Origin of the sequence: Phreatobacter sp. (genome assembly GCF_022843985.1) — a bacterium.
Taxonomy (GTDB): Bacteria; Pseudomonadota; Alphaproteobacteria; order Rhizobiales; family Phreatobacteraceae; genus Phreatobacter.
The window spans coordinates 229032-244294 of record NZ_JALHMP010000001.1; the positions used below are offsets into that span (position 1 = coordinate 229032).

Genomic DNA, 15263 nt, shown 5'->3' on the forward strand with positions numbered 1-15263 from the left:
CGGCGCCCACCCGGAACGGACCTGCGTCAGCCGCTGACCCCCTCGATCAGGCCGCGGCGGCGGGCGATCTCCGTGCCGACATGGTCCATGAAAACGCGCACCCGCGCGGTGGACCGCAGGTCCGGATGGGTGAGGATCCAGAGGGCGCCCGGGATGTCCGGGATCGGACCTGATAGCGGCACCAGATTGGGGAAGGTCCTGGCGATGAAGCAGGGCAAGAGCCCGATCCCCGCTCCTTCGGCCACGGCCTCGGCGAGGCCGAGCACCGTGTTGATGCGCCAGCCGATGCGATCCTCGCCGACATGCTGGACCAGCCAGCGGCCAGGCTTGAGCGAGGCCAGATTGTCGCCGAGCCCGATCCAGGCATGGGCGCGGTAGTCGACCGGATCGAGCGTGGTGATCCCCAGGCTCTCGGCCGCATAGATCGCCCACGGGATCGCCGCGAGGCGACGGCCGACCAGCGTTTCCGGCGGGTCGGCGGTGGCCCGGATGGCGACGTCGGCATCGCGCTTCGACAGGTTCAGGGACTGGTTGCCGACCACCACGTCGAGCGTGATTTCCGGAAATGCCTTGCGGAAGGAGGCAAAGATCGGCGTCAGCAGATGGACGACGAGCGTGTCGTTGGTGGTCACCCGGACCTCGCCCTGGGGACGGAGATCCTGCCCGGTCAGGCGCCGTTCGAACTCGATGATGTCCTCGGACATGCGTTCGGCGAGCCTGACCATCCCCTCGCCGGCGGCGGTGAGGGAATAGCCGGTGCGGCTGCGCTCGAAGAGCCGCGCGCCGAGCCGTTCCTCCATGGCACCGAGACGGCGGAAGACGGTGGACTGGTTGACGGCGAGCAGTTCGGCGGCGCCCGCCAGCGAACGGGCCGAGGAAACGGCGAGGACGGTGCGGTAGTCGTCCCAGGAGACCAGCGGTTGCGTCATGAAAGTCAAGGCTCCGTTCGCTTGCACGTATGCAAGCATCTCATGGCAATAACGTCAATTCATTTGCGGCGCCAGGCAGGCCATATGGAGGTCCGGAGCATGGTCGCTCCACGCTTTTCGCTCCCGACGCAAGGACTTCCCCCATGGCCAAAGTGCTGTTCATCGAAGCGAGCCCGCGCAAGGGTCGCTCCTATTCGACGCAGGCTGCCCGTGCCTTCCTCGACGCCTATCAGGCCGCGCATCCCGGCGACACGGTCGAGGTCCTCGACCTGTGGACCGCCGACCTGCCGGCCTTCGACGGCGCCACGCTCGACGCCAAATATGCGGTGATGGGCGGCAAGGACTTCACCGCGGACCAGGCCCAGGCCTGGGCCAAGGTCGTCGCCACGGCCGCACATTTCAAGGCCGCCGACAAGATCGTCATCTCGGCCCCGATGTGGAACTTTTCGGTTCCTTATGTGCTGAAGCATTACATCGACGTCATTGCCCAGCCCGGCCAGACCTTCGGCTGGTCGCCAGACCAGGGCTATTTCGGCCTGGTCAAGGGCAAGCCCGCCCTCGTGGTGACGGCGTCGATGGGCGCCTATGGACCCGGCACCGGCGCCGAGGCCATCGACTTCCAGAAGCCCTATGTCGAGTGGATGCTGAAATTCTTCGGCTTCGAGACGATTCACTCGCTGCAGGTGGCCAATACCGCTACGCCGGAATCGGCCGAGGCCTCGCTTGCCGAGGCGAAGGCCAAGGCCATGGCCCTCGCCCGCACCTTCTGAGGCACGGCTCTCCGCTGGTTCTGTCCCGTCATGCCCGGCCGCCAAGCCGGGCATGATGCGTTTCAGGAGCCGACGGGCCCCGTGCTGCCGCGCACCACCAGGGTCGGCGGCAGGATGATGCGGGCCGCCGGCAGCGTCGGATTCACCGTCCGCACCAGCACCCGCTCGCAAGCCCGGCGTCCCTGCTCGCTCGGATGGGTGGAGACGGTCGTCAGACCCGGCGCCCACATGGCGGCCTCCCGCACGTCGTCGGCGCCGACCACCGAGAAATCGCGTCCCGCCTCCCGGCCGCGCTGCCGCAGGCCCATCATCACGCCGAAGGCGATGAGATCATTCATGCAGATGGCGGCGGTCGGTGGCACGGCGAGGTCGAGCAGCGCCTGGATGCCCGCGAAGCCCGTGTCGCGTGTGCCGAGCCCCGTCACCATCAGCGCCGGATCGAAGGGTAGGCGCCTTTCGGCCAGCCATGCCCGGTAAGTGATGCGGCGGTTGCGGCCTGTCGACATGGTGTCGTTGCCGCCGACCACCGCGATGCGCCGATGGCCGAGGTCGTGGAGATGGTCGAGCGCCAGGCGGGTGGCGACGCCGTCGTCGGAGGCGACCACGTCGAGGCCGACGCCGTCGATCTCGCGGGTGATCTGGACGACCGGAATTCCCGCTGCGGCGATCGTCGTCAGGGCATCGGCGGTCGAGCCGTTGGCAGGGCACAGGATCATGCCGTCCGGGCGATATTCCTTGAGGGTCGCGAGGACCCGGTCCTGTTTGCCAGGGTCGTCCGAATAGGTGCCGAGCAGCACCGTATGGCCCGATCCGGCCAGCGTCTCCTCGATGGCAGCGAGAATCTCGCCGAAATAGGGGTTCACCACGTCGTTGACGCCGACGGCGATCATGTTGGTCCGCGCGGTGCGCAGGCTGGCGGCCGAGCGGTTGTAGACATAGCCCAGGCTGCGGGCGCGCTGCTGGACCTTCTCGCGTGTCGCCTCAGCAACGAGCGGGCTGGCGCGCAGAGCCAGCGAAACGGTGGCCGTCGAGACACCGAGATCCTGGGCGATCTGAAGCAGCGTGACGCGTCCCGGCCGGGACGCATCCTCGATCATGACGTTCATGGTGCAGGGCCCTCGACCCCTTTAAAATCCTATTTCAAGTTTGAAGGCAAATTTCAATCGGTTTGCCCCCTCGTCCCCTCGCCCCGGCGGCGCTAGGCTCGCCGCCAACAAGGTCGGGGAGGACCACAATGACCAAGCAGAAGATCGGTTTTGTCGGTGTCGGGCTGATGGGCCACGGCATGGCCAAGAACATCGTCGAGAAGGGTTTCCCCCTGACCGTGATGGCCAACCGCAACCGCGCGCCGGTGGAGGATCTCGTGTCGCGTGGCGCCACCGAAGCGACGAGCGCGAAGGCGGTGGCGGAGGCCAGCGACGTGGTCTTCATCTGCGTCACCGGCGCGCCACAGGTGGAGGCCGTGGTGAACGGGCCCGAGGGCCTGAGGGCTGGCGCGCATCGGGGTCTGACCATCGTCGATTGCTCGACGTCGGAGCCGACGCTCACCCGCAGGCTGGCCGGGGACCTGGCGCCGCTTGGCGTCACCTTCCTGGATGCGCCGCTGTCCCGCACGCCGAAGGAGGCCTGGGAGGGCAAACTCGACGTCATGACGGGGGGCGCCGAGGCGGATCTGGCGCGCGTTCATGACGCCGTCGCCTGTTTCGCCGGTCGCATCGTCCATGTCGGCCCGGTCGGCGCCGGCCATACGATGAAGATCGTCAACAATTTCATCTCGATGGGCTATGCGGCGCTCTATGCCGAGGCCCTCGCCGTCGCCAAGGCCAACGGCGTCGCACCCAAGGCCATGAACGCCGTGCTGTCGGGCGGACGCATGGATTGCGGCTTCTATCAGACCTTCTTCAAGTACGTCATCGAACGTGATGAAAATGCTCACAAATTCACGCTCGCAAATGCCCACAAGGACATGCGTTACTGCGCCGCCATGGCGCAGGCCTCGGGGATCGCCAATCCGATGGGCAATGCGGTGAAGAACTATTTCGCCATGGCCGAGGCCCAGGGCAATGGCGGCAAGTATGTGCCGATGCTCTCCGATGAGGTGGCCCGCTGGAACGGGGTGAACCTGCTGGAATGAGGCCTCCGTTGGCGCTGGCCCGGCTCCGCGGAAGGCCTGATCTTCGCGTCTTGCGCCGCCGGGCGATTTGCTTATGTTCCGCGCATATTTCCGACAGCGTTGTTCACAGGGATTTCGCCCGTGGTTTCCTATGTCGAGGCCGACATGGCGCAGATGCGCAAGAACGGCCAGATCAAGCTCTATGGCGAGGAGGCTTTCGCCGGCATGCGCAAGGCCGGGCGCCTCGTCGCCGCCTGCCTCGACATGCTCGTGGACGAGGTGAAGGAAGGCGTCCCCACCGAGCGGATCGACCAGCTCGTCTTTGCCTTCGGCATGGATCACGGCGCCTATCCCGCGACGCTGATGTATCGCGGCTACGAATTTTCCTGCTGCACCTCGCTGAACCACGTCGTCTGTCACGGCATGCCCAACGACAAGCCCTTCCGCGACGGTGACATCGTCAATATCGACGTCACCTTCGTGCTCGACGGCTGGCACGGCGACGCGTCGCGCATGTACGGGGTCGGCGAGATTCCGCGCCGGGCCGAGCGGCTGATCGATGTGACCTATGAGTCGCTGCTGCGGGGCGTTGCGGCCGTGAAGCCCGGCAATACGGTCGGCGACATCGGCCATGCGATCCAGAGCTATGTGGAGCCGCAGCACATGAGCGTCGTTCGCGACTTCTGCGGCCATGGCGTCGGCAAGCTGTTCCACGACGAGCCGAACATCGTCCATCTCGGCAAGCCGGGCGAAGGCAGCCTGCTGAAGCCGGGGATGATCTTCACCATCGAACCGATGGTCAATCTCGGCCGTCCGCATGTGAAAGTGCTCTCCGACGGCTGGACGGCCGTGACGCGCGACCGTTCGCTGTCGGCGCAGTTCGAGCACACGGTCGGCGTCACGGCTGGCGGCGTCGAGGTCTTCACCCTGTCGCCCAAGGGCCTCGACAAGCCGCCGCTCCGCCGCGCCAACTGATCACAGTCGCCGTTCGGGAAGCGGGTTTTCCTCGCTCTCGCGGATCATGCCGCGCAGCCGCCGCCAGATGCGTTCGGCAAGGCTCAGGGCCCGGTCGACCTCGGCATCGCTCGGCAGGGTCAATCCCTCGCCGCCCGGCTGGCCCGGACGGGCGGCCGGGGGGCTGCCGCGCCTCAGCGTCTCGTTTTCTGCCTTCAGTCGCTCGATCTCCTGTTCGAGCGCCGCCCGGTCGTCCGGCACCAGCCGGCAGGCAAGGGAGCCGGCAGTGCGGGTGCACAGCGAGATCGCGCCGGTGCGGCTGTCCATGCGCAGCAGCCCATCGGGCGTGTCGCGCAGGACGAAGCGACCATTGTCTGATCCGGCCGGAGCGGAAACGGCGCCCTGCACCTGGGCCAGCGCGGGCAAGGTGGCCAGGAAGAGGACCGCAAGAACCAGACGGGTGTGCATGCAAGCCTCCCCTTGAAACGAGAGCGCGATGGTCACGCGGCATCATGTCGCGAGAATGGCCATGGGATGAACGGCGGCCCAACGGCCGGTGCAAGGTCAATGCGGCCGGAGACCAGGCGCCCGCGCCTCCTGCCACTGGGATGGCATCATGTCGTTCCTCAACCATGAAGGCGCTTTTTGGCGAACCGCCACGCCGGCGGAACGCTGACATGGACGGGCGCGTCGGTTACACCGATAGCCATGGCGTCCGATCCTCCCTTGTGCCTGTCACCGATGCCGGCCTTCAGGCACATGGCCGGGACGCGCGCGGAAGGACGTGCGCTCATCCCGCTGCGCTTCCTGGCCAGCCAGCCGACAGCCCATCATGCCACCGAGACCGATGAGGCCACGGACCATGCCCCCTGACACGGTCGCCCTGTCTCGCCCTGCCGCGCCGCGGTGGATCGCGGCCGACCGCCCACGGCTGCGGCTGGAGGCTCATTTCGGCGACCGCGTCGTCGCCTGTTTCGCCGAGCGACCGGCGAGCCTGCATGCTCTGCTCGCCGATGCCGTGGCGCGCCATCCCCGGGGCGAGGCGATCGTCTGCGAGGCGACGCGCCTGACCTATGCCGACCTCGCCGCAGCAGTCGAACGGCTGAGTGCGGCGCTGGCGGCGGAGGGCGTGGCTGCCGGCGACCGCGTGGCGCTGCTGGTCGGCAACCGGGCCGAATTCGTCACCCTGCTCTTCGCCGTCAGCCGTCTCGGCGCCATCGCCGTGCCGATGGGCCTGCGCCTGCAGGCCCCCGAGATCGCCCATGCGGTGGCGGATTGCGGGGCGGTCCTGCTGATCCACGAGGCCGATCTTGCCGACCGGCTGCCACAGCCGGCGGAGGTCCCGGGTCTCGCCCGGTGCTGGACCGTCGGCGGGCTTGCCGCGGGAGCCGACAGCCTCGAGGCGATCCTGACCCGCCATGCTACGGCCCCGGTGCCAGACGTGGCAGCGGTGGCGGAGGAAGACACTGCGGTGATCCTCTACACGTCGGGCACGACGGGGCGGCCGAAGGGGGCGATGCTGACCCATCTCGGCATCGTCCATTCCTCCCTCGTGTATGAGCACTGCATGGGGCTGACGCATGCCGATCGGTCGCTTGCGGCCGTGCCGCTCAGCCATGTCACCGGGCTCGTCGCCAACATCACATGCACGGTTCGGGCGGCGGCGACCCTCGTCATCATGCCCACCTTCAAGGCTGCCGATTTCCTCATCCTGGCGGCTCGCGAGCGGATGACCCAGTCGGTGCTGGTGCCGGCCATGTACAATCTCTGCCTGCTCCAGCCGGATTTTGCCGCCCACGATCTCTCCGCCTGGCGCATCGGCGGCTATGGCGGCGCGCCCATGCCGACGCCGACCATCGCGCGGCTCGCCGAACGCTGCCCAGGGCTGATGCTGATGAACGCCTATGGCGCGACCGAGACAACCTCGCCGACGACGATCATGCCGCCGCGCTTCACCGCCACCCATGGCCACAGCGTCGGCATCGCCGCGCCCGGCGTCGACATCCTCGTGGTCGATGATGGGGGGCGCGAGGTGCCGGCCGGTGAGGTCGGCGAAATCTGGATCCGCGGGCCGCATGTGGTCCGCGGCTACTGGAACAACCCGAAGGCGACACGCACCGGCTTCACCGCCGGGTTCTGGCATTCCGGCGATATCGGCAGCATCGACGCCGACGGTTTTGTCCAAGTCCTCGACCGCAAGAAGGACATGATCAACCGTGGCGGTTACAAGATCTTCACCGCCGAAGTGGAGACGATCCTCGTCGCCTGCCCGGGCGTCGTCGAATGCGCGGTGGTGGCGCTGCCCTGCCCCGTTCTGGGTGAAAGGGTGCATGCCTTCGTGGTCACCTATGCGAGCGAACCGCCCGCAGAGGCACTGCGCACCTGGTGCGCAGCGCGCCTCGCCGACTACAAGGTGCCGGAGACCATGACGGTCCAGTCGGAGCCTTTGCCGCGCAATGCCAATGGCAAGGTGATGAAGCGCCTGCTGCGCGACGCGCTGGGCCAGCCAGGCAAAGCGTAACGCGCCAGCAGGCCCCGGCCATAGGGTCCTCATGCCGTAGGCGACGTTGGCCTCAGGCGATCCGTCCAGCGCGCCGGAACAGCGTCGCGCGATTCGAGGAAGCCCTCAGGTGATGCGCCTGACGCTGGCGACAATCTCCTCGGGCTCGAACAGCCGCTTCCAGTCCGGCTTGAGGATCGTGTCCTTGCCGAAGACGATGGCCTTGTTGCAGGCGTCCGAGAACACGCCGTCGATCTCGCGGAAGGTCACGGCGGCGAGGATGTTCATGTGGCCGAGCAGGAAGTCGCGCGCCGCCTCGCGCGGCACGCCGCGGCGAATGGCCTCTTCCATCGCCTCCCGCATGGCATCGAGCAAGGTCGCACAGACTGTTTCCGACAGGCCGGGCTCGAGGATGGCCATCTGCTCGACGGTGACCCGATGCGACCGCATCACCGGCGCCCAGATCGCGCGCGCGACCTCCTCGCCCAGCGCGTAATGCGCCTCCGGCCCCTGCATCAGGGCACTGACGATGTGCTGCTTGGCGGCCACACCGCCGAAATGGTCGGACTTCGCCGCCGGGTCGGTCTCGTCATTGAAGATCGGCGGGTGGCAGGGATGGGTGATGAAATAGGTGATGTCCGCGCGCGCCGGCAGGTGGCCGGCATGGGGTGATGCGGCATCGAGGATGATGACGATCGTGCCCGGGGCGAGTTTCGGCACGAGGGTCGCGGCGACACTGCCGATGGCGGTATCGGGCACGGCGAGGACGACCACGGGGGCGCCGTCGATGGCGGCATCGGCCTCGAGGCAGGCGATGCCATAGGCCCCCTGGAACCGGTCACGCCCCGCGGCGCTGACCTCGACCGGGCGCGTCTCGAAACGCGACGCCATCAGGTTGCGGCCGATCCGCATCCCCATTTTTCCACCCGCCCCGAACAATGCGATTGCCGTCATCGGCCGAACTCCCAGTCTGCCCACCATGGCCGGACTCGTTCCATGCCGCGGCCATGATTGTCAATCTGGTATGATGACCTTATGAGTAAGCGATCCTTCACCGGCGAACAGGAACGGCGGACGTGGACATGGACCAGCGCATCGAGGCGGATTACTGGCTCGAAACATCGGGCGACCCGCGGCGAACGGCCGATATCATGGCGGGCGAACAGTCCAGTGGCACCTTTGTCGCCGTGCCGGGCGAGACCCCGGAACTGACGGCAAGGGCCGCCGCCCGGATCGAGGCTCTGGAACTCCTCGACATCGCGACCACCCCGTCCCTGCCCTCCGCCCGGCAGAGCGTGGCCGGATCGGGCCGTTATGCCCGGGCGCGGGTGACGCTGTCCTGGCCGCTGACGACCCTCGGTCCGTCACTGCCGAATCTCATGGCCACGGTGGCCGGCAACCTCTTCGAGCTGGCGCCGGTCACCGGCCTGCGCCTGCTCGACATCCGGCTCCCTCCCGCCTTCGCCACCGCCTATCGCGGGCCGCAGTTCGGGGTCGCCGGAACGCGCCGGCTCTCGGGCGTCGACCAGGGGCCGCTGATCGGCACCATCGTCAAGCCGAGCGTCGGCTTCGGGCCGGCCGAGACTGCCGACCTGGTTGCCAAGCTGGCCCGCGCCGGCATCGATTTCATCAAGGACGACGAGTTGCAGTCTGACGGGCCGCTTTGCCCCTTCGAGGCCCGCGTCGACGCGGTCATGGCGGTCCTCGAAGCCGAGGCCCAGCGCCGCGGCCGGAAGGTGATGTATGCCTTCAACCTCACCGGCGACCTCGACCAGATGCGCCGCCGGCACGATCATGTGCTGGCACGCGGCGGCACCTGCGTGATGGCCAGCCTCAACGCGGTCGGCCTCGTCGGCATGATCGAACTCCGCCGCCATTCGCAACTGCCGATCCATGCCCACCGCAACGGCTGGGGCTACCTGTCGCGGGCGCCCGGCCTCGGCTGGGACTACCGCGCCTGGCACAAGCTCTGGCGTCTGGCGGGAGCCGACCACATGCATGTGAACGGCCTCGCCAACAAGTTCAGCGAGGGCGACGACAGCGTCATCGCCTCGGCCCGCGCCTGCGGGGAGCCGCTCTTCGCCGACCGGCCCGACGCCACCATGCCGGTCTTCTCGTCCGGGCAGACGGTCCGGCAGGCGCCGGGAACCTTCGCTGCGCTCGGGACAACGGATCTCATCTTCGCCGCGGGCGGCGGCATCATCGCCCACCCCGACGGCCCCGCCGCCGGTGTCGGCGCGCTGCGCGAGGCCTGGGAGGCGGCGGTTGCCGGCGAGGACCTCGACCTCGCCGCGCGGTCCCGGCCGGCGCTCGCCGCAGCGCTCCGGTATTTCACATGACCCCGTTGCCCGCGGGACCGCTGGTCGCCTTCTACGGGGACGACTTTACCGGATCGTCCGCGGTGATGGAGGTGATGGCCTTTGCCGGCCTCAGCGCCGTCATGTTCCTCAGCCCGCCAACGCCCGCGCGTCTCGCCGCCTTCGCGGACCGGCGCTGCATCGGGATTGCCGGGATCGCCCGCTCCCGCCCGCCGGACTGGATGGACGACCACCTGCCGCCGCTCTACGCGGCGCTCGGCCGGATCGGCGCGCCCCTGGTCCACTACAAGGTCTGCTCGACCTTCGATTCGGCGCCGCAGATCGGTTCCATCGGCCGGGCGATCGATCTCGGCGCACAGGCCTTCCCTTCAGGCTGGATCCCGCTCGTCGTCGGCGCACCGGCGCTGGAGCGCTATCAGGCGTTCGGCCACCTCTTCGCCGGCCTTCACGGCACGGCCCATCGCCTCGATCGCCACCCCGTCATGGCGCGTCATCCCGTGACGCCGATGGACGAGGCGGATCTCCTCCGCCACCTCGGCCGGCAAACCGATCGCCGCATGGGCCTGATCGACTTTCCGTGCCTCAAGCGCGGCGACGGCGACCGAAAGCGCCGGGAACTTGCGGGAGACGATGCGCCGGTCATTGCCATCGACGTGCTCGACGAGGAGACACTGGCGGCCGCGGGGGCCCTGCTCTGGCAGGCCCGCGCCGAAGGCCGTTTCGTCGCGGGATCCCAAGGCGTCGAATATGCGCTCGTCGCCCATTGGCGCGAGGCCGGGCTGATCCCGCGTGAAGCGCCAGTACCGACGATGGCGGCGGCGGAGCGCATCGCGGTGGTCTCCGGGTCCTGCTCCCCCGTCACGGCCGGGCAGATCGCCCATGCCGAAGCCCACGGCTTCACCTCGCTCCGGCTCGATGTCACCCAGGCGGTCGATGAAGGGCCATGGGATCGCGAGATCGGGCGGGCGGTGGAACAGGCCAGGTCCATTGCCGCGGCCGCGTCGCCGCTCGTCTATACGGCGCGGGGGCCTGACGATCCGGCCGTGGCCGCCCTGGCCGAGGCGTGTCGCAGCGCCGGCGCCGATCCTGCCCGCGTCAATGACCGGATCGGCGCCGGGCTCGGCCAGGTGCTCGGAGCTTTGACCGAGGATTGTGGCCTGACCCGCGCGGCGATCGCCGGCGGGGATACGTCCGGACATGCCGCCCTGGCCCTCGGAATCGATGCCCTCGAGGCCATCGCCCCGCTGGCTGCCGGGTCGCCGCTGTGCCGGGCCCATGCCAACCTGCCGGGGCGCGACGGGCTCGAACTCGCCCTCAAGGGCGGGCAGATCGGCGCGCCGGATTTCTTCAGCGCCGTTCGCGCCGGGAGACGCCTCGATGCCGCCTGACCCGCGCCCTTCGAGCCCGCCCCCGTCTCCGGAACCCATCCAGCGCCGCAAGCTCTTCCACGAGGTGATGGACCGTCTGATGGCGCGGATCCGCGCCGGCGAATTCGCACCCGGCTCGCAGTTGCCCTCCGAGCGCGAACTGATGGATGCCTATGGCGTGGGACGACCGGCCATCCGCGAGGCCTTCCAGCAGCTCGAGCGGTCCGGGATCGTGACGATCAGCCATGGCGAGCGCGCCAGGGTCGTGCTGCCGACAGCCGCCGCCATGATGCACACCATCACCGATGCGGCGCGCTATCTGCTCGACGTCGAGCCGCAGACGCTCGATCACCTGAAGGAAGCGCGGGCCTTCCTCGAGACGGGGCTCGCCCGCCTCGCGGCGGAAAGGGTCGAGCCCGCCGGGCTCGCCCTGCTCCAGGCCCGCCTCGACGAGCAGCGGCAGGCGGGACTGGAGGACTTCCTGCGTTGCGACATCGCCTTCCATCGCCAGATCGCGGCCATGGCCGGCAACCCGATCTTCCCGGCGGTGGTCGAGGGGCTTCTGGCATGGCTCAGCGATCACTATACCGCTCTCGTCCGCGCCCCCGGCGTGGAGAATGTCACGCTGCAGGAGCACCAGTGCATTCTCGAGGCCATCGCCGCGCGGGACCCGGCCCGGGCGGCAACGGCGATGTCCGATCACCTCTACCGCGCCAGCGCGCTCTACCGGCACGGCGCGGCGGATCGGCGGGCCTAGAATGGCGGGACGGGCTGGCGCCGTCACGAAGACGCCGTCGGGCGAACAGGCGGGATGGCGGGCGAAACAGGACACCGCCGGCTCTCAGGCCCCTGCGTTAACGCTCCGATACGTCGAGGCTTACGATCCGCACCGGAGCGGCTGTGTCCTGCGCACGCGCTGTAGGAAATGGCGGGCCCGGCACGGCGGTTTGCGAGCCTACCGCCGCGTCTCGCGCCGCGCGAACACGAGTATCGCCATCCAGACGAGCCCGACCAGTTCACCGACCAGCATGCCACAGGCGGCGATCAGGATCGGGAACCCGAAGCCGAGTAGGAGCACGAGCGCCAGCGCCACCGCGCATGACATGAAGGACACGCGGGCCAGTTCCTCGAACCGCTCCTCCGCCTGCATGTGGAAAGAGATGGCGGTGGAGAGCACGACCGCGAGCGCGTGACCGGCCCAGACCGCCGCGATCATGGCGATGCCCTCGTACTGGCCGCGCAGCACCCGCGCCTCGATCCACGGCCAGAGCAGCGCGAGCACGAGGAACACGGCCCCCGCCAGCAAGGTCAGACCGACGAGGCCGCGGACGAGCTCTCGCCGGGCGCCGGCCGGGTCGCCGGCAGCGATCATCCGCGTCATGCGCGGGCGCGCCACGCGCCCCCAGGCGGTGCCGGCGAGCGACAGCGGCGCGGACAGAACGCGCCCGGCCTGCAACACGCCGACCGCGGCCTCGCCGCGCAGAAGGCCGACGAGAAACACATAGCCCCGGTCCTGCGCCTCGGTCGCGAGCGCGCCGATCAGGCCGTAGCGGGCATCGCCCCAGATCGCGCCATAGCCAGCCGAGGGGGCCTCGACCCGTTCGGCCCAGCGCCGCGCAACCAGCGCGCCAGCCGCCGACCCGACGGCCATGCCCGACAAGATCGCGGGAACGGGCGCCAAGACCAGGAGAGCGCCCGCGACGACGACCAGCGTGACGCCGATCGCGACCGCGTCTATGGCGAGACAGCGGTCCATGCGTTCGATGCCGATCGCCCTGGCGCGCTCGGTCTCCCGCCAGAGGGTGGCGGCGACCAGTGCAGCCGCGAGCGGCGCGACCGACCAGCCGTCGAGAAGACCGGCGACGAGCGCCGCGAACCCCGCGGCGATGAGCCGGCCGATCGCGTCGGCACGCGCCAGCGCCACCGCAAGCCCCGCCCGTGTCGCCTGGTCGCGGCCCGGTAACATGACGTTCATGGGGGTCGTAATCAGCGCCCCGTGCAGGCCGACCGCGATCAGGAGCGCCGCCGCATAGAGCGCGAAGTGGCCCACGGTCACCGGATCGGTGAAGGCGACGAGCGCGGTCATCACGCCGAACGACCACCCGCTGGTCAGGGCCTGGTCGATCAGCGACAGGACGAGTGGGCGATTCATCAATGTCCGGCTTTCGGAAGTGGTGCGACACCATGTTTCATGTCCATTAAAAATGTACTCAGCTAGAAATATTCTCGAAATTCCGATGCGACGCTCCGGAACATCACAGTAAGAAGCGTCGCCGATGCCTCCTAACGCAGTCATGTTTCGAGTAAGGCTGGGTCACGGATGACAACCGGAACGATCATCACGCGGGAACGACGGACCGACACCGCGCCGCGCGACGACGATGAAGGTTCGCTGCGCGCGATCGTGTTCGATGACCCCGCGCCATTGGAGGCCGCATGGCGCCGGCTGGAGCGCGAGGGCTGTTCCACCGCCTTCCAGCGCTTCGATTGGGCGCGCTCCTGGTACGCCTCCGCCAGCGCCGCCGGCATCGCCGAGCCCATGATCATTGCGGTCTCGCGGGCGGATGGCGGCGACCCCGTCGCAATTTTCCCGTTCGCGCGCACCCGCAGCAAGCTCGGCTTCGTGATCGGCTTCGCGGACGGGGAGGTCTGCGACCACACGGCCCCCGTTCTCGCCTCGCGCACAGTGCTCTCGGATGCCGCGGCCGCCCGCGCCTGCGATCTCGCGCTCGCCGCAGTCACCGGAACCGATATCGTGAAGCTCGAGAAGCTTGTGCCGACTGTCGGCGGCCGGCCGAACCCGCTTTACCACCTCAACGGGGCCATGCCCTTCCCGTTGGCCTCCTATTCCGTGCCGCTTGATGCCGGATGGGAAAAGCGCCTCGACAAGGGCCTCGTGAAGAACCTGACACGTGCCCGCCGCATCCTTCGCGAACAGAAGGGCGAGTGGTCGGTCGTCCGCGCCGCGCCCGACGAGGCCGGCGATGTCTTCGCCGACCTCCTCGAACAGCGGCAGGCCCGCTTCGCCGCCACCGGCGGCACGGACATTCTCGACCACGACCATTGGCGGGCGCACTACGCGGGACTTCTGTCAGGGCCGGGCGTGGTGTTCGCGCTGCGCGTCGGCGACGAGGTGGTGGCGAGCGAATTCGGCCTGACCGACGGCGACACCTTCCTCGCGCTCCTGCCGGGCTTCCGGCGCGACGGCGATTGGAAGAAGTACAGCCTCGGCCAGGTGCTCACCGTCGGCATCATGGAATGGTGCGCGGCCCATGGCCTCAAGGCCTACGACATGACCATCGGCAGCGAGGCCTACAAGTTTGCCTATGGCGTCACCGAAACCAGGCTCAACGCGGTGATGCGGCCGGTCTCGGCTCGCGGCCACGCGGTGACAGCGCTCTGGCGCGCCAAGGAACGGCTGCGCGACAACCCGCAGCTGTTCACCGCCGCGAAGAAGCTGTTCGGCCCCCTTACCGGGCGCATGTGAGCCGGCTTCCGCGACGCGCGCCGCCGTCTCCGGAGGCTCCCGTCCATGCATCGCCACCTGACGATCGCCGCCTCACTGACGCTGACGACTCCCGTCGCATCATGGACAGGGTTCTGCGGATCGCCCCCTCCACCTGGCTCGAACATGCCCGCCGCAAGGCTGACCCCGAACTTCGCTCAACAAGGGCGAAGGTGAATGAACGGCTGTCCGCGGAGATCCTCCGGGTCCACAGGAAGAAGTTTGGCGTCTACGGCGCACGGAAGGTCTGGCTGCAGCTGAACCGCGAGGGTTTCAAGGTCGGCCGCGACCGGGTGGCCCGGCTGATCGTCGAGAATTCCAGCGGCCGGCTTCGCCAACAGGCTACCCTCATGCCGGAGCATCTCCGTTCCAAGGCGGCCATCTCGCCACCGACAGTGGTGCCGCCACCCAGGCCACGAAGACGTCCTCCAAAAACGGGCACCCCTCCGCGACAGCCTGATCGGCCGAACTGGGGACTTTTACTTCGGCGCTTTTGGGCAAGTTCAACCGATATTGACACCGAACGAGCCCATCTCCTGTCAGCGCGCCGCCCGTTGTCCGCAACGGTGGCAAGGAGGGGCAGGCATCCACCGCCGCTTTGGGGCCCGAACGGAACGCCTTTCGGCTCCCGGCGACGTGGCTGAAGGCCGAAACACCGAAGGCGCGCGAAGGCTCCGCCCTGGTCTTTCCGCAGGTGAATGAACGGCAAACAGATGCGGCAGAATGACGCGGAGAGGGCGCGATTTGATCTCAGCCGTCGCCTTGCCCGGCCCATCCGGTGAGAGTGGACCTCCCGAGCCTGCTTGC

At 68.5% G+C, this 15263-nt stretch carries 14 protein-coding genes; 9 read left to right on the forward strand and 5 right to left on the reverse strand.

The window, feature by feature from the left end; translation table 11 throughout:
- Positions 1–26 precede the first annotated feature (26 nt).
- Complete coding sequence (locus Q0C57_RS01145; protein WP_296570857.1) at positions 27–929, reverse strand: LysR family transcriptional regulator; 903 nt, start codon at positions 927–929, stop codon at positions 27–29.
- 143 nt (positions 930–1072) lie between these two features.
- Here Q0C57_RS01145 and Q0C57_RS01150 point away from each other — a divergent pair, with 143 nt between their 5' ends.
- Positions 1073–1699, forward strand: a complete 627-nt coding sequence (locus tag Q0C57_RS01150; protein WP_296570860.1) for an NAD(P)H-dependent oxidoreductase — start codon at positions 1073–1075, stop codon at positions 1697–1699.
- Positions 1700–1761: 62 nt separating this feature from the next.
- Here the strand turns inward: Q0C57_RS01150 and Q0C57_RS01155 are convergent, their stop codons facing one another.
- The gene (locus Q0C57_RS01155; RefSeq protein ID WP_296570862.1) at positions 1762–2805 is read right to left on the reverse strand and encodes a LacI family DNA-binding transcriptional regulator; all 1044 of its coding nucleotides are present in this window, start codon (positions 2803–2805) and stop codon (positions 1762–1764) included.
- A 128-nt stretch (positions 2806–2933) separates the two neighbouring features.
- Between Q0C57_RS01155 and Q0C57_RS01160 the strand changes: the two genes are divergently transcribed.
- Both Q0C57_RS01160 and map read left to right on the forward strand, forming a co-directional pair.
- On the forward strand, positions 2934–3833 hold the full coding sequence (locus Q0C57_RS01160; RefSeq protein WP_296570865.1) for an NAD(P)-dependent oxidoreductase: 900 nt from the start codon (positions 2934–2936) through the stop codon (positions 3831–3833).
- A gap of 144 nt (positions 3834–3977) precedes the next feature.
- A complete protein-coding gene (map, locus tag Q0C57_RS01165) occupies positions 3978–4787 on the forward strand; it encodes a type I methionyl aminopeptidase (RefSeq protein ID WP_296570939.1) in 810 nt (269 codons plus the stop codon).
- Here map and Q0C57_RS01170 read toward each other — a convergent pair whose 3' ends face one another.
- Positions 4788–5234: a hypothetical protein gene (locus Q0C57_RS01170; RefSeq protein ID WP_296570869.1), complete on the reverse strand. Its 447-nt coding sequence runs from the start codon at positions 5232–5234 to the stop codon at positions 4788–4790. It abuts the gene before it with no gap.
- A 394-nt stretch (positions 5235–5628) separates the two neighbouring features.
- On the opposite strand from Q0C57_RS01170, the gene Q0C57_RS01175 reads away from it, so the two are divergent.
- Positions 5629–7287 (forward strand): class I adenylate-forming enzyme family protein, encoded by a 1659-nt coding sequence (locus tag Q0C57_RS01175; RefSeq protein ID WP_296570871.1) that lies wholly within the window; start codon positions 5629–5631, stop codon positions 7285–7287.
- A 105-nt stretch (positions 7288–7392) separates the two neighbouring features.
- Here Q0C57_RS01175 and Q0C57_RS01180 read toward each other — a convergent pair whose 3' ends face one another.
- Positions 7393–8220 carry a phosphogluconate dehydrogenase C-terminal domain-containing protein gene (locus Q0C57_RS01180; RefSeq protein ID WP_296570873.1) on the reverse strand — a complete coding sequence of 276 codons (828 nt, stop codon included), beginning with the start codon at positions 8218–8220 and terminating at the stop codon, positions 7393–7395.
- A 128-nt stretch (positions 8221–8348) separates the two neighbouring features.
- On the opposite strand from Q0C57_RS01180, the gene Q0C57_RS01185 reads away from it, so the two are divergent.
- The 3 genes from Q0C57_RS01185 to nanR are packed head-to-tail and all read left to right on the forward strand — an operon-like array spanning position 8349 to position 11708.
- Complete coding sequence (locus Q0C57_RS01185) at positions 8349–9605, forward strand: ribulose-bisphosphate carboxylase large subunit family protein (RefSeq protein ID WP_296570875.1); 1257 nt, start codon at positions 8349–8351, stop codon at positions 9603–9605.
- The gene (locus tag Q0C57_RS01190; protein ID WP_296570877.1) at positions 9602–10972 is read left to right on the forward strand and encodes a four-carbon acid sugar kinase family protein; all 1371 of its coding nucleotides are present in this window, start codon (positions 9602–9604) and stop codon (positions 10970–10972) included. Before Q0C57_RS01185 ends, Q0C57_RS01190 begins: the two co-directional genes overlap by 4 nt.
- On the forward strand, positions 10962–11708 hold the full coding sequence (gene nanR / locus Q0C57_RS01195; RefSeq protein WP_296570878.1) for a transcriptional regulator NanR: 747 nt from the start codon (positions 10962–10964) through the stop codon (positions 11706–11708). The genes Q0C57_RS01190 and nanR overlap by 11 nt, the downstream gene beginning before the upstream one ends.
- A 198-nt stretch (positions 11709–11906) precedes the next feature.
- On the opposite strand, the gene Q0C57_RS01200 is transcribed toward nanR, so the two are convergent.
- The gene (locus Q0C57_RS01200; RefSeq protein ID WP_296570880.1) at positions 11907–13103 is read right to left on the reverse strand and encodes a hypothetical protein; all 1197 of its coding nucleotides are present in this window, start codon (positions 13101–13103) and stop codon (positions 11907–11909) included.
- A gap of 168 nt (positions 13104–13271) precedes the next feature.
- On the opposite strand from Q0C57_RS01200, the gene Q0C57_RS01205 reads away from it, so the two are divergent.
- Together Q0C57_RS01205 and Q0C57_RS21100 are read left to right on the forward strand one after the other, a co-directional pair.
- A complete protein-coding gene (locus tag Q0C57_RS01205; protein ID WP_296570885.1) occupies positions 13272–14438 on the forward strand; it encodes a GNAT family N-acetyltransferase in 1167 nt (388 codons plus the stop codon).
- A 101-nt stretch (positions 14439–14539) separates the two neighbouring features.
- Positions 14540–15100, forward strand: a complete 561-nt coding sequence (locus Q0C57_RS21100; protein WP_366937790.1) for an IS3 family transposase — start codon at positions 14540–14542, stop codon at positions 15098–15100.
- Positions 15101–15263 lie beyond the last annotated feature (163 nt).